Genomic DNA, 13,194 nt, shown 5'->3' with positions numbered 1-13,194 from the left:
TCGTCAAGCTTCTTGACGCTGAACAGGCTCTCGGTGAAGGTGTCGGGACCGCGCATGGTGCAAAGTGGTTCGGCTCGGTGGCGATGCGTTCAGCTCAGCAGCATGCGTGCCAGGCGGGGGGGGCAAGGTGGGCAGTATTTCAGCAGCCTGCTAGGGGTTCTGGGCCAAGAATTTCTCTAGGTTCGTAGCCGCCAGTCGGTGCACCTTGTTGCGCAACAAAGGCGTCCAGCCCAGTAGCAGGCCGGGTGTGCCCAGCGCCTGGCGTGACCAGGCCCAGAAGTCAAACTGGTCGGTGTGCTGGGTGATCAGGCCGGCCGCATTGAAGCGGAAGCGCCCGTCGATGCGGTTGTGCACCAAGCGTCCGGTGCTGCTGAAGCGGTAATGCGCCTCCCAGTGCGCCTGGCCGGTGGTGGCGTCGGCCTGTACATCCCGGTATTCCAGCTTCCACACGTCCAGGCCCTTGCTGCGGGTGGCTGCGCACAGCATGCGCCACATGCCGCCAACTTCGCGCTGGCCGCGCAGCGTAAACACGGGGTCGTTGAACTGCGCATCCTCGGCGTAGCAGCGGGCCATGGTGTCGGCATCCAGGCGGGCGAAAGCAGCGTAAAAGGTCTGCAATGTTTGTTGGTTGGGGTGCATGCGGTGGCTAAAAGAAAAGTTTCATTTGGCAGGAACGTCATACCGCTGCTCCGCTCAACCTTTAACAATGCCAGAATATGAAGTTGATGTCCATGCTGGCTTACCAGGGAACCGGTCCACGTTCCTTCCGGAAAGCCTCATGTGAGGCCCAGCTGGCGCTGGTCGATGTTGCTTCCGTATTCGTCCAAAGTGAGTTTCAATTCCGTGCAGCCACTCCGATCCATTGACCCGGTCATTTCGTTTCGTAACAGCCATGGCGACACCATGCGCGGCACACTGACCAGCTACCAGTTGCGCGCGCTGGTGATGGAGGTCTACAACCCCAACTCGATTGTGCAGGTCAGCGAAGTGCTGCATGAGCTGACGGTTCGTGCTGGCGCGAAGAACATCTACAAGGGCAAGGCAGTGGTTGTCAGCCTGGTGAATACCGGTCTGATGACCGTGGTGTCTGTGACTTTGACCGACGACTGGAACGAAGTCCTGGGCATCCAGTCCGACCCTGCATCGTTTGCCGAGCAGGCCAGTGCCTTCGTTGAAGACTGGAACACCCGGTTCACCATCGGGCAGGACTACCAGGTGGCGGTGAGCGAGCTGCGGGCCTATCTTTCCGACGTGGCGCGCTGGGTGGACCAGGCTGATCTGGTGCCGTCTCTGCCGCGCGAAACCTCCGGCCGGTTGCGGGAAGATGTGTTCATGGGGCTGGCCCAGCCCCTGATGCTGAAGGCGCGTGACTACTTCGACCGTTTTGAGGCCGTGGCCAATGCCATTGAACCCGAACAGCAAGCGGCCCACCGGGTGTTTGCCCAGGCGGCCATCCATCCCTTGATCCTGCGTGCGCCCTTTGTGTACCGCACCTTCGCCAAGCCTATGGGTTACGCTGGCGACTACGAAATGGTGAATCAGATGCTGTCCGACCCGCGCGAGGGCAGCAGCACCTACTTCCAGATCGTCAACACCTTATTCCTGCAGGCCGCTGTTGCGCGAGCCCACCGCAACCGCATCGACATCTTGGACGGTTACCTGGCAGCGTTCCCTGTACCGGACGGGGCTGTTTCCGAGCCCATCCGCGTGCTCAATGTCGGCTGCGGTCCGGCGATTGAAATCCAGCGGCTCATCGCGACTCACCCAGCGCCTCAGCGGCTCGCTTTTACGTTGATGGATTTCAGTGAAGTCACATTGGCCTATACGCAGGCGCAGATTGAAGAAGCGTGTGTTAGGCGGGGTGTTCAGGTGCAGGTGGAGTGGGTCAACGAGTCGGTGCACAACCTGCTCAAGCGAGCCTCCAGCCCCGCCGCCAAGAGTTTGGACGACAAGAAGTTCGACTTTGTGTACTGCGCCGGTTTGTTTGACTATCTTTCTGAAAAGGTCTGCCAACGCCTGTTGCAATATTTTGCAGCCCGCACCAAGTCAAACGGCACCATACTGGTGACCAATGTGCACAGCAGCAACCCGGAAAAAAATACGATGGAGCATCTGCTGGAGTGGCATTTGATTTACCGGGATGAAGTCGCCATGCAGCGCATTGCGCCTGCCAGCTGCAGCGTGCAGAAGATCTACACCGACACCACCGGAGTCAACGTATTCCTCGAACTGAAAAACTCCCCGCCTTCACCGGTGAACGCCGCCTGAAGCCACGGGCTTTACAGCCGCAGGTTCACCAGGGATACCAGGCCCAGCTGGCGAACTTTCGCCTGGGATACAGCCGCGTCGGCTGTGCGCTGGCCATCGTGCTCGTGCTCGGCGGGGTGGCACTTGACCAAAGTTTCTATCCGGAGCTGGCGCAGACCTTCGGGCTGGTGCGGCTGTTGACCAGCGCCATCCTGGGCCTGTTGCTCGGCGCACTGTTCACTTCGCTCGCGGGCACCTATGTGCGTGGCATCACCCTGCTCTGGCTGACCCTGCCGCAGATCATGATCGCCTGGATGGTCTACTACACGCAGGGTTCGGCTTCGCCCTATGTGTTCGGCCTGAGCCTGGCACTGTATGCGGCGGGCATCATCATGCCAATCGGCTTTCTGCAGGGCATCGCGCTGGGTGTCTTTACCTGCTTGGCCTACATCGTCGCCTGTATTGCGCACCCGCAGCAGACGCTGGACAACACTTCCGTCATGGCGGGTAACTCGCTCTTTCTCTTGTTTTCCGCCACCATCTCCGCGGGCTGCACCTGGTTCAACGAAAAAGCCCGGCTCCAGTTGTTTCAGCTGCAGCACGAGGTGTCTGAAAAAAACGCAGCGCTGCAAAGCACCAACCAGGCGCTGGCCGACATCAAGGGCCACATGATGCAGCAGGAAAAAATGGCTGCCCTGGGCACGCTGGCGGCGGGTTTGCTGCATGAGGTGAATAACCCGGTCAATTACAGCCTGATGGCGTTGAATATGTCCTTGATGGATGCGGCGGTCGTGAACAGCCCTGACCTGAAGGAAAGTCTGGGCGATGCCAAGGAAGGTATGCAGCGGGTGCAAAGCATCGTCTCGGACCTGAAAACCTTTGCCTACCAAAAGCCGGGCGACGACCCGGGCCGCATCTTCCTGTTTGAAAAGGCCCTGCAGTCGGCCCTGCGCCTGACCGGCTTCGAGCTCAAAGGCATTGCCGTGTCGGTCGAGCTGCCCATGGACACCCATGTGCGCGGCGATGAACCCGCCTTGATCGGCGTGCTGATCAACCTTTTGGGCAATGCGGCGCTGGCGCTGCACAAGGCCGCGCGCAAGGCGCCGCGCATCGAGGTGCGGGCCGTGCGCACCGACAGCCGGCTGGAGGTGACGGTGCGCGACAACGGCACCGGCATACTGCCTGAGCACCTGGCCCGCGTGTTCGAGCCTTTCTTCACCACCCGAGATGTAGGCAAGGGCCTGGGCTTGGGTTTAAGTGTCAGCTATGCCATCGTGCAACGCCATGGTGGGGCATTGCGCGTTAGCAGCGAGCCCGGTGTGTGGACTGAATTTGCTTTTGACCTGGGGCTGGCAACCGAAAATGCCTGAACCTAGTCTTTTTTGTTGATAACCCTGGCAAGATCACGTTATGCGACCAGACAAAATCCTGTATGTAGACGACGAACCCATGGCACTCAAATATTTTGAGCGCCTGATCAGCCCCATGGCGCCGGTGCTGACCGCGCTTTCCGTGGAGGAGGGCAAGGCCGTGCTGCAAGCGCGCGGCAACGAAATCGCGGTGTTGGTGTCCGACCAGCGCATGCCCGGCGCCCATGGCAACGAGCTGCTGCGCTACGCCCGTGACCACCACCCGGCCATGGTGCGCATGCTCACCACCGCCTATTCCGAGCTGGGCGAGGCCATAGAGGCTATCAACACCGGCGAAATCTACCGCTACATCACCAAGCCCTGGGACCTGGAGCTGCTGCGTGCGGACATCCGCAATGCGCTGGAGCTGTCTGACACCCGCTGCGAGCGTGACGACCTGCTGCGCGAGAAGATGGCGGTGCACCGCCAGCAGCTGCTAGCCAGCCGCATCTCGCAACTGGCGGTGGTGTGCGCCGGTTTTCTGAACGCCGACTACGAACCCGGCCTGCTGGCCTATTTGCGCGCGGCCGAGCTGGCTGGCTGCCTGTTGCCGCCCATAGACTGGCGCAGCATGGACCACGCGGAGCTGATGCAGTACGAAGCCCAGCGCAGCGTCTCCGTGGGCCAGGCTTTGGCACAGTGGCAGCCGCACTTCGCCGCCCTGGAAACACCGGCGCAAGCCTTGCAGGCGCTGGTCGATGCCCTGCCGGGACAGATTACGTTGCAGGGCGATACCGCCGTCTTTAACGGCCGCCATCCGCTCACCTGGCTGCTGGAAGCCCCGAGCCACGAGCCGCCCTCCGGCCCGCTGGTGGCTTGGCTGGCGTGGCTGATGTGGTGGGGTAGCAATGCCCAGCTGCAGGTCAGTGGCCAGGGCCTGAGCGTGCGTCTGACGGTGGGCGGTACCCCTGCCGCACTGCCTTCGGACTGGATGGCCTTGGCCATCGAGCGCATCAGCCAGGCTGCGACGGAGTAAGCCCTTGCAGCAGCTGCGCCACGCGGCGCAGCGCATGCTGCACTGTGGCGGCGCGCACGGCAGCGCGGTCGCCAGGGAAATGCTGCACCTCGGTATGCACCACCCCTGGCAGTGCAAAGCCCAACCACACCGTGCCCACCGGCTTGTCAACACTGCCCCCCGTGGGGCCGGCAACGCCGGTAACCGCAATCGCCACCTGGGCCTGGGAGTGCGCCAGTGCCCCGGCCGCCATGGCCCGCGCCACGGGTTCGCTGACCGCACCGTGCGTAGCGATCAAGGCCGCGTCCACGCCCAACATGTCGGTCTTGGCCGCGTTGGAGTAAGTCACAAAACCCCGGTCGAACCAGGTGCTGGAGCCGGCCAGGTCGGTGCAGGCGGCGGCAATCATGCCGCCGGTACAGCTTTCGGCCGTGGCCAGAAACCAATTTTTTTTCAGCATCAAATCGGCCATCAGCGCTGGAATTACCTGCGTAGGCAGCTCTGAATTTGATAGCAATTCCATCACCAGGCCTTCCAGGCCGCAACCACCAGCAGCGTGCAAAAGGCCGCCACCAGGTCGTCGAACATGATGCCGAAGCCACCGCGCGCGTTCAGCCCCTTGAAGGCCCGGTCGGCCCAGGCCACTGGCCCGGGTTTGGCCGCGTCAAAGTAGCGGAACAGCCCGAACGCCACGGCCTGCCCCAGCAGGCCCACCGGCATCACCAGCCACAGCACCAGCCAGAAGGCCGCCACCTCGTCCCATACGATGGCGCCGGGGTCGGCCACGTTCATATGCCGCGCGCAGACCGTGCAGGCCCACCAGCCCACCACGAAGGACGCGGCAATCAGCCAGCCCATTTGTGCCGTGGTCAGCATCGGCTGTATCACCAGGAAGGCCAGCCAGGCCCACAGCGTGCCGGCGGTGCCGGGGGCGATAGGGCTCAGCCCAGAGCCAAAGCCCAGAGCCATGAAATGGGCCGGGTGCGAAAGCAGAAACCGGACGGTGGGGCGGCGCATGGGCGACGCGGAAGAAGGGCTATCCATGGCGGTCGATTATCCGGCAGCCCCGTATCATCCGCGGATGACCGCATTGCATATCTCCTCCCAGTTCGATGGCGGTGCCATCGAGGTGCTCAGCCTGGCCGACCCGCAGGACATCCGGTTGAACATCCGCCCCGACAACGCCAGCCCCTTCGCCCAGTGGTTCTACTTTTGCCTGCAGGGCGCAGCGGGTGTGCCGGTGGTGATGAAGTTCCTGAACGCCGGCCAAAGCGCCTACCCGCCCGGCTGGGACGGCTACCGCATCGTCGCCAGCGTAGACCGCCAGCACTGGTTCCGCCTGGACGCCCAGTACGACGGCCAGGTGATGAGCGTGGCCACCACGCCCAGCCACAACCGCATGTACTTCGCCTATTTCGAACCCTATTCGCACGAGCGGCATCTGGACCTGTTGGGCAGGGCGGCCGCGTCCGAGCTAGTACGGGTGGAAAGCCTGGGCGCCACGGTCGAGGGCCGCGACATGACCCTGCTGCACATCCTTGACGCACAGTTCGCCACGCCGAAAAAGAAGGTCTGGCTCATCGCCCGCCAGCACCCCGGTGAAACCATGGCCGAGTGGTTCGTCGAAGGCTTTCTGGACCGCCTGCTCGACCGCAAGGACCCCACCAGCCGCGTGTTGCTGCAGCACTGCGAATTCTTCGTCGTGCCGAACATGAACCCCGACGGCGCCGTGCACGGAAACCTGCGCACCAACGCCGCCGGCGCCAACCTCAACCGTGAATGGCGCCGCCCCAGCCTGGACGCCTCGCCCGAGGTCTTCCATGTGCGCAACAAAATGGAGGCCGTGGGCGTAGACCTGTTCCTGGACGCCCACGGCGACGAGAACCTGCCCTACAACTTCGTCGTCGGCACCGAGGCCAACCCCGGCTTCAGCCCGCGCATCGAGGCCCTGCAAAACACCTTCAAAGCCGCCTGGCTGGCCGCCAGCCCGGATTTCCAGACGGAAGTCGGCTACCCCCGCGCCGCCCCCGGCCAAGCCAACCTCAACCTGGCCACCAACTGGGTCGGGCAAAACTTCGACTGCCTGGCCTTCACCATCGAGATGCCGTTCAAGGACAACGCGAACTTGCCCGACCTCGAACACGGCTGGAATGGCGAGCGCTCGCGCAAGCTGGGGGCTAGCGTATTGGCTGCAGTGCGGGCTGTGATTGGGGGTTAAAAGTGCCTCTGGCGCAGGTATATTCTGCGCGGGAAGCTATTGAAAACGTAGCGGGTGTGCGGATGGTACTGGCCAGTCGGCACCGCAATGTGTGCCTGCGCAGCGACGGGCTTGAAAGATCGCCCACTTGCGACCGATGGCCGTTACGTAAGCCTAACCCAGCGGTAGTTCGCTATTTTCCCGGGCGCCAGGTCAAACGACTTGTTGCCAAACAGCTTGAATGATGAGCCTAACGAAACACTTGCTGGCGCATCGATCACAGCGGTGGGTTTTTTGTCGTCCACAACGATGACATCCACGGTTGCAGGTTCGGACTGGTTTCCAGAATCGTCAGTGACGATAAGCTGAAATCTGTGCCTGCCAGGAGGAAGCGGGGATGTCGCCGATACGGTGACCTCGACACTGGATTCAGTCGTCACAAGTTCTTGGCCTGTTACAAAGGTTGCCATATGTCCTCCTGCTGGTATGGGGCTGTTCCAGGGTTTGCAAGCTAGCTGTCTTGTCGCCTCATGGAATGTATGCGGCAAAGCACAGCTGCACAAGTTGGCAATTGGGGCCGATTGCAGGGACGCAAACTAGTTAAATTTTCAATGAAATTGGCAGCTTGCGCATACAGAATATGCGCAAGCTGCTATTTAAACCGTAGCAACCTCAAGCCATTCCCCACCACCAGCAAGCTGGCCCCCACGTCGGCAAAAACGGCCATCCACATGGTGCCGGAGCCCATCAGCGTCAGCACCAGGAACACGGCTTTGATGCCCAGGGCGAGGACGATGTTTTGCACCAGCAGGGTGTGGGTGGCGCGGGACAGGCGGACGAAGCGGGGGAGTTTGCGCAGGTCATCGTCCATCAGGGCTACGTCTGCCGTCTCAATAGCCGTGCCGGTGCCGGCGGCGCCCATGGCGAAGCCTATGTCGGCGCGGGCCAGGGCGGGGGCGTCGTTGATGCCGTCGCCCACCATGCCGACCTTGCCTTGGGGGCCATGTTCGGTCAACGCGGTTTCGATACGCTGCAGTTTGTCCTGCGGCAGCAGGTCGCCCTGGGCTTCGTCTATGCCGACCTGGTCTGCGATGGCGCGGGCGGTGTGGGCGTTGTCGCCGGTCAGCAGGCTGGTGCGCACGCCCAGCGCGTTCAGCTCCTGGATGGCCTGGCGGCTGCTGTCTTTGAGCGTATCGGCCACGGCAAATACAGCCTGCACGCCCTGGGTGTTGGCCAGCAGGATGGCGGTTTTGCCCTGCGACTCCAGCGCGGTGAGCTGGGCTTCTAGCGCATCCGAGCACAGGCCTTGTTCGTGCACCAGCCGGTGGTTGCCCAGGGTGTAGCGTGTGCCGGCGATCTGGCCCTGGGTGCCGCGCCCGGGCAGGGCTTCAAACTGGTCCACGGTGTGCAGGTTGATGCCGTCGCGCTGTGCGGCCTGGGCCACGGCGCGGGATACGGGGTGGTCGGAACGGCTGGCCAGGCTGGCGGCCAGGCTGCGCGCTTCGGCTTCCGTGGTGTTGCCGAGCAGCGCAAAGTCGGTCTGCACCGGCTTGCCGTGGGTGAGGGTGCCGGTTTTGTCCAGCGCCAGCCAGGCCAGTTTGCGGCCTTCTTCCAGGTACACGCCGCCTTTGACCAGAATGCCCAGGCGCGCGGCGGCGGCCAGGCCGCTGACGATGGTGACGGGGGTGGAGATCACCAGCGCGCAGGGGCAGGCAATCACTAGCAGCACCAAGGCTTTGTAGATCCAGGCCAGCCAGTTGCCATCTAGCAGCAGAGGTGGCAACACAGCGACGGCAACGGCCAGGGCGAAGACGATGGGGGTGTAGACCTGGGCAAACCGGTCCACAAAACGCTGGGTCGGGGCGCGTGCGCCCTGGGCGGCCTGCACCGCGTGGAGGATGCGGGCCAGGGTGCTGTCGCCGGCGCGGGCGGTGACGCGGTATTCGAATGAACCAGTGGCGTTGACGGTGCCGGCAAATACGTGGTCGCCCTCGGCCTTGTCCACGGGCAGGCTCTCACCGGTGATGGGCGACTGGTCGATGGTGGAGCGGCCTTGGGTGATCTGGCCGTCCAGCGCCAGGCGTTCGCCGGGTTTGACGCGCACCTGGGTGCCCAGGGCCACCGATTTGGCGTCTACCTCGCGCCAGCTGCCGTCGGCCTGCTGCACCGTGGCCTGTTCGGGGGCGAGTTGCATCAGGCCTTGGATGGCGTTGCGCGCGCGGTCGAGCGAGCGGGCTTCGATCAGCTCGGCCACGGTGAACAGCACCATCACCATGGCGGCTTCGGGCCACTGGCCCAGCAGCAGCGCGCCGGTGACGGCGATGCTCATCAGGGCGTTGATGTTGAGGTTGCCGTTGCGCATGGCGATCCAGCCCTTCTTATAGGTGCTCAGCCCGCAGGACAGCACGGCCATGATGGCCAGCAGCGCCGGCACCCAGGCCGGCAGCCCGGCCCAGTGGCTGGCCTCGGAGGCGATGGCGGCAATGCCGGCCAGCGCCAGCGGTGTCCAGGATTTGGCGGGTTCGGGCGCAGGAGGCGGGGCTGCGGCATCGGCCAGCTCCGGGGTAAAGCCCAGGGAGCGCACGGCATCCAGAATCGGCTGCAGGGCGTCCGGCGCGTGCGTGACGGTCAGCACGCGCTGCATCAGGTTGAACTCCAGCCCCGTGACACTTTCCATGCCGCCCAGTTTCTTGCGCAACAGTGCTTCTTCGGTAGGGCAGTCCATTTGCAGGATGCGGATGGGGGTGGTGCTGCCTTGCGTCCCGGTGACTGGCGTGGCGAGCTGCTCCAGCGCGGGCGCCGCATCGTGCGCACAGCAACTGTGGGCGTCGTGACCGTGGTCATGTGCATGGCCATGTGTGTGGTCATGGTGCGCATGCGAATCGTGGTCGTGTGTGTGGGCGGACATAAGGGCTTCCTGGATGGCGTTAAGCCCATTAGACAAGCTGAAGTTACTATAGAGTCAACCCCATTCTTGGATAGCCTTATGAAAATCGGCGAATTGGCCCAGGTGGCCCAGTGCACGGTGGAGACGGTGCGCTACTACGAGAAGGAAGGGCTGCTGCCCGCGCCGGCGCGCACGGCGGGCAATTTCCGTGTGTACGGGCCCGAGCATGCGGAGCGGCTGCGTTTCATCCGCAACTGCCGGGCGCTGGACATGAGCCATGAAGAAATCCACAGCTTGCTGCGCCTGGCCGACCAGCCAGCCGAGGGCTGCGGCGCCATCAACGCGGTGTTTGACCAACATATCGCCCACGTGGACGAACGCATACGCGAGTTGACCCAGCTGAAACAGCAACTAGCAGGTTTGCGCGAAAGGTGTAGCAGCGAGCAGGCGGCGGATGCCTGTGGCATCTTGCAGGGCCTGGCGGCGATGGAAGTGGAATCCCGGCCCGAACGGCATACGCACCTGGGGTGAAAGTGCTGTCCGTTAACAGGTGTCTAAATGGTCGCTGGCGCATATAGAAATTGCGCAGCGTGCTACTCAAAATGTAGCAATTTATGGTGTTTTCCATGCTGGCAAGTCAATGCCAGCATGGTCGTTCAACCCCACCATAGGGTTCTCGGCTTGGTTCTTGCTAGATGTCCCAGGCCTGGCCTTAGGGGCTCAAGCCAGTGGACATGGCAGCAGTGGCCGGCAGCCGAAGGCGCTATTTAGGCGCGGTTTTGCAGTTCGTGGCGGTCAGCTGCGGCGAACAGATCAGCGGCGAAACCACGGTCGGTGTCGGCGTAGCTTTCGGCCAGCAAGCGGACTTGTTCGGCTTCTTCGAACACGGTCAGGTCACGTGGCGCAGCTGTCTTGAACAGCGAAGCGTGCAGAGCGGAAAACAGGTTGGACGTGGCGGCGAAGAATTCGCGGGTAGCGGAACTGACGGCAGGTGCGGTTGCGGAGCTGGTCAGTTGGTAAGCATTGGTAGTCATGGTGGTTACTCCTGTACATCGGGTTGACGTTGGAGTGAATTATAGGGTTAACCCTCAACTCGGTCTAGTGAAATCCTAGGGTTAACCCTCTACCGTGATTTAGATCACGCGCTGTTGTTTTTATTCCAAAACTGTTTGACGTACGGCATGTTCCCAGCGGGCCATCAGCTCCGTCGCCCGTGCGGTGCTGAGCGTGGGCAGGAAGCGCCGCTCGGCGCGCCACAGGGCAGATAGCTCCTCTGTATTGCGGTAGACGCCCACGGCCAGCCCGGCCAGATAGGCGGCACCTAAGGCGGTAGTTTCGGTGACGGCGGGGCGTATCACCGGGATGCCCAGCAGATCGGCCTGGAACTGCATCAGCAGGTCGTTTACGCATGCGCCGCCATCCACTCGCAGCTCGGCCACGGGTGTGCCACCGGCCTCTACCGCGTCGCGGCCCATGGCTTGCAGCAGGGCGGCACTCTGGTAGGCAATGCTTTCCAGCGCTGCCCGGGCAATATGGGCTAGGCTGGTGCCACGGCTCAGGCCGGTGATGCTGCCGCGCGCATCCGGCTTCCAATACGGCGCACCCAGACCGGTAAAGGCCGGCACGAACATCACGCCGCCCGAGTCGGGCACGCTTTGCGCCAGGCTTTGCACTTCGCCGCTGTTGTGGATGGCGTGCAGGCCGTCGCGCAGCCACTGCACCACCGCGCCGCCCACGAACACGCTGCCTTCGGTAGCGAATTCGGGTTGTGCCGTGGGCTGGGCTGCGCTGGTGGTCAGCAGGCCATTGTGGGACGTCTGGAAGGTAGTGCCGGTATGCATCAGCATGAAGCAGCCCGTGCCATAGGTGTTTTTGGCCATGCCGGCTTTGAAGCAGGCTTGGCCGAACAGTGCGCTCTGCTGGTCGCCGGCTACGCCGCCTATCGGAATGGCCTGGCCCAGCAGGGCGGGGCTGACATCACCGAAGATGGCGCTGCTGGGTTTCACGGTGGGCATCAGGCTGGCGGGAATGTCCAGCGCGGCCAGCAGCTCGGCGTCCCACTGGTTGCTATGCACATTGAACAGCATGGTGCGGGATGCGTTGCTGACGTCGGTGGCGTGCACCTGCCCTTCGGTCAGCTGCCACATCAGCCAGCTGTCGACGGTGCCAAAGGCCAGCTCGCCGCGTTCTGCCTGGGCGCGGGCGTTCGGCACGTGGTCCAGCAGCCACTTCAACTTGGTGCCCGAAAAATAGGCATCGACCAGCAATCCCGTCTTGCGCTGGATCACATCGGCCAAGCCATCGGCGCGCAGTTGCACGCAGGTGGGTTCGGCGCGGCGGTCCTGCCAGACGATGGCGTGGTGTATGGGTAAGCCGGTGGCGCGGTTCCACACCACCGTGGTTTCGCGCTGGTTGGTGATGCCCACCGCACGGATGTCCTTGGCCTGCAGCCCGGCCTTGGCCAAGGCTTCGCGGGCGGTGCTGAGCTGGGTGCGCCAGATCTCCATCGGGTCATGTTCGACCCAGCCGGGCTGGGGAAATATCTGGGGCAGCTCCAGTTGCGCCTGGCTGACGATGTGGCCGTCGGCGTGGAACACGATGCTGCGGGAGCTGGAGGTGCCCTGGTCCAGGGCGAGCAGATAGGTCATGGTTGTGTGGCGAGGTGGCAGCGGACTTGGGCGTCACGCAGCAGGGAGGGAAAGGGTTCGGGGACCGGGCCGTCGGTAAACAGGCGGTCGATCTGCGACAGGCTGGCTACTTCCACCATGGCCGGGCGGTTGAATTTGCTGCTGTCGGCGGCCAGCCAGACTTCGCGGGCGTGGCTGATGATGGCCTGCGAGACCTTGACTTCGCGGTAGTCGAAGTCGCGCAGCGTGCCGTCGGCTTCAATGGCCGAAATGCCGATCAGCGCAATATCCACCTTGAACTGCCGTATGAAATCGATAGCAGCCTCGCCCACCACGCCACGGTCCCGTCCGCGCACCACGCCGCCGGCAATGATGACTTCACACTGCGGATTGGCGCTGAGGATGGTGGCTACGTTCAGGTTGTTGGTGATGACGCGCAGCCCCTTGTGCTGTAGCAGGGCCTTGGCGATCGCCTCGGTGGTGGTGCCGATGTTCAGGATCAGCGAACAGTCGTTGGGCACCTCGGCCGCCACGGCGCGCGCAATGCGGGCCTTGCCTTCGGCGTGCAGGTTCTCGCGCTGCGGATGGGCGATGTTCTCAATCGTCGAACTGGGCACGCGCACGCCGCCGTGGAAGCGCGTCAGCAGGCCATCGTCGGCCAGGCGCTGTACGTCGCGGCGCACGGTTTGCAGCGTGACGCCCAGCTTGTCGGCCAGCTGGTCAACGGTAAGAGAGCCCTGGGCCTGTACGGCCTGCAGAAGCAGCAGTTGTCGGGGGTTGGGGTTCACGGGGTTTCGTTTCGGAAAAAACTAGCGGCTGACTTTAAAACGAAAGACAAAGAACGTTCTAAGGGTTGCTACCGATAAAAAAGA

General features: G+C 63.1%; 13 protein-coding genes. 5 read left to right on the top strand and 8 right to left on the bottom strand.

Annotated elements, in window-relative coordinates:
* Window positions 1-150: 150 nt before the first annotated feature.
* Window positions 151-639, bottom strand: a complete 489-nt coding sequence (locus tag AC4BBN_RS07755) for a nuclear transport factor 2 family protein (protein WP_490591357.1) — start codon at window positions 637-639, stop codon at window positions 151-153.
* A gap of 264 nt (window positions 640-903) precedes the next feature.
* On the opposite strand from AC4BBN_RS07755, the gene AC4BBN_RS07750 reads away from it, so the two are divergent.
* From AC4BBN_RS07750 to AC4BBN_RS07740, 3 genes are all read left to right on the top strand, one after another.
* Window positions 904-2,268 (top strand): class I SAM-dependent methyltransferase, encoded by a 1,365-nt coding sequence (locus AC4BBN_RS07750; protein WP_490591356.1) that lies wholly within the window; start codon window positions 904-906, stop codon window positions 2,266-2,268.
* Between the two features lie 116 nt (window positions 2,269-2,384).
* Window positions 2,385-3,617 carry a sensor histidine kinase gene (locus AC4BBN_RS07745; protein ID WP_490591355.1) on the top strand — a complete coding sequence of 411 codons (1,233 nt, stop codon included), beginning with the start codon at window positions 2,385-2,387 and terminating at the stop codon, window positions 3,615-3,617.
* A 40-nt stretch (window positions 3,618-3,657) separates the two neighbouring features.
* A complete protein-coding gene (locus tag AC4BBN_RS07740) occupies window positions 3,658-4,632 on the top strand; it encodes a response regulator (protein ID WP_490591354.1) in 975 nt (324 codons plus the stop codon).
* Here AC4BBN_RS07740 and AC4BBN_RS07735 read toward each other — a convergent pair.
* Entirely contained in the window at window positions 4,610-5,134 is a 525-nt protein-coding gene (locus AC4BBN_RS07735; RefSeq protein ID WP_490591353.1) for a CinA family protein, read from the bottom strand. The two genes, AC4BBN_RS07740 and AC4BBN_RS07735, sit on opposite strands and share 23 nt — an antisense overlap.
* The gene (locus AC4BBN_RS07730; RefSeq protein WP_490591352.1) at window positions 5,134-5,655 is read right to left on the bottom strand and encodes a phosphatidylglycerophosphatase A family protein; all 522 of its coding nucleotides are present in this window, start codon (window positions 5,653-5,655) and stop codon (window positions 5,134-5,136) included. The genes AC4BBN_RS07735 and AC4BBN_RS07730 overlap by 1 nt, the downstream gene beginning before the upstream one ends.
* Before the next feature lie 37 nt (window positions 5,656-5,692).
* Between AC4BBN_RS07730 and AC4BBN_RS07725 the strand changes: the two genes are divergently transcribed.
* Window positions 5,693-6,829, top strand: coding sequence for a M14 family metallopeptidase (locus tag AC4BBN_RS07725; protein ID WP_490591351.1), 1,137 nt, complete (start codon window positions 5,693-5,695; stop codon window positions 6,827-6,829).
* A gap of 143 nt (window positions 6,830-6,972) precedes the next feature.
* On the opposite strand, the gene AC4BBN_RS07720 is transcribed toward AC4BBN_RS07725, so the two are convergent.
* Together AC4BBN_RS07720 and AC4BBN_RS07715 are read right to left on the bottom strand one after the other, a co-directional pair.
* Window positions 6,973-7,278, bottom strand: coding sequence for a hypothetical protein (locus tag AC4BBN_RS07720; protein WP_490591350.1), 306 nt, complete (start codon window positions 7,276-7,278; stop codon window positions 6,973-6,975).
* 182 nt (window positions 7,279-7,460) lie between these two features.
* Window positions 7,461-9,716 (bottom strand): heavy metal translocating P-type ATPase, encoded by a 2,256-nt coding sequence (locus tag AC4BBN_RS07715; RefSeq protein WP_490591349.1) that lies wholly within the window; start codon window positions 9,714-9,716, stop codon window positions 7,461-7,463.
* 78 nt (window positions 9,717-9,794) lie between these two features.
* On the opposite strand from AC4BBN_RS07715, the gene cadR reads away from it, so the two are divergent.
* Window positions 9,795-10,226 carry a Cd(II)/Pb(II)-responsive transcriptional regulator gene (gene cadR, locus AC4BBN_RS07710; RefSeq protein ID WP_490591348.1) on the top strand — a complete coding sequence of 144 codons (432 nt, stop codon included), beginning with the start codon at window positions 9,795-9,797 and terminating at the stop codon, window positions 10,224-10,226.
* Between the two features lie 236 nt (window positions 10,227-10,462).
* Here the strand turns inward: cadR and AC4BBN_RS07705 are convergent, their stop codons facing one another.
* From AC4BBN_RS07705 to AC4BBN_RS07695, 3 genes are all read right to left on the bottom strand, one after another.
* Window positions 10,463-10,729 carry a hypothetical protein gene (locus AC4BBN_RS07705; protein ID WP_490591347.1) on the bottom strand — a complete coding sequence of 89 codons (267 nt, stop codon included), beginning with the start codon at window positions 10,727-10,729 and terminating at the stop codon, window positions 10,463-10,465.
* 120 nt (window positions 10,730-10,849) lie between these two features.
* On the bottom strand, window positions 10,850-12,343 hold the full coding sequence (glpK, locus tag AC4BBN_RS07700; protein WP_490591346.1) for a glycerol kinase GlpK: 1,494 nt from the start codon (window positions 12,341-12,343) through the stop codon (window positions 10,850-10,852).
* The gene (locus AC4BBN_RS07695; protein WP_490591345.1) at window positions 12,340-13,110 is read right to left on the bottom strand and encodes a DeoR/GlpR family DNA-binding transcription regulator; all 771 of its coding nucleotides are present in this window, start codon (window positions 13,108-13,110) and stop codon (window positions 12,340-12,342) included. The genes glpK and AC4BBN_RS07695 overlap by 4 nt, the downstream gene beginning before the upstream one ends.
* Window positions 13,111-13,194: the final 84 nt, after the last annotated feature.

The sequence above is a fragment of the Rhodoferax sp. SPJ21 genome, assembly GCF_058216335.1.
The sequence above is the reverse complement of the archived record's forward strand: the minus strand, read 5'-3'. Positions and strand labels throughout refer to the sequence as shown.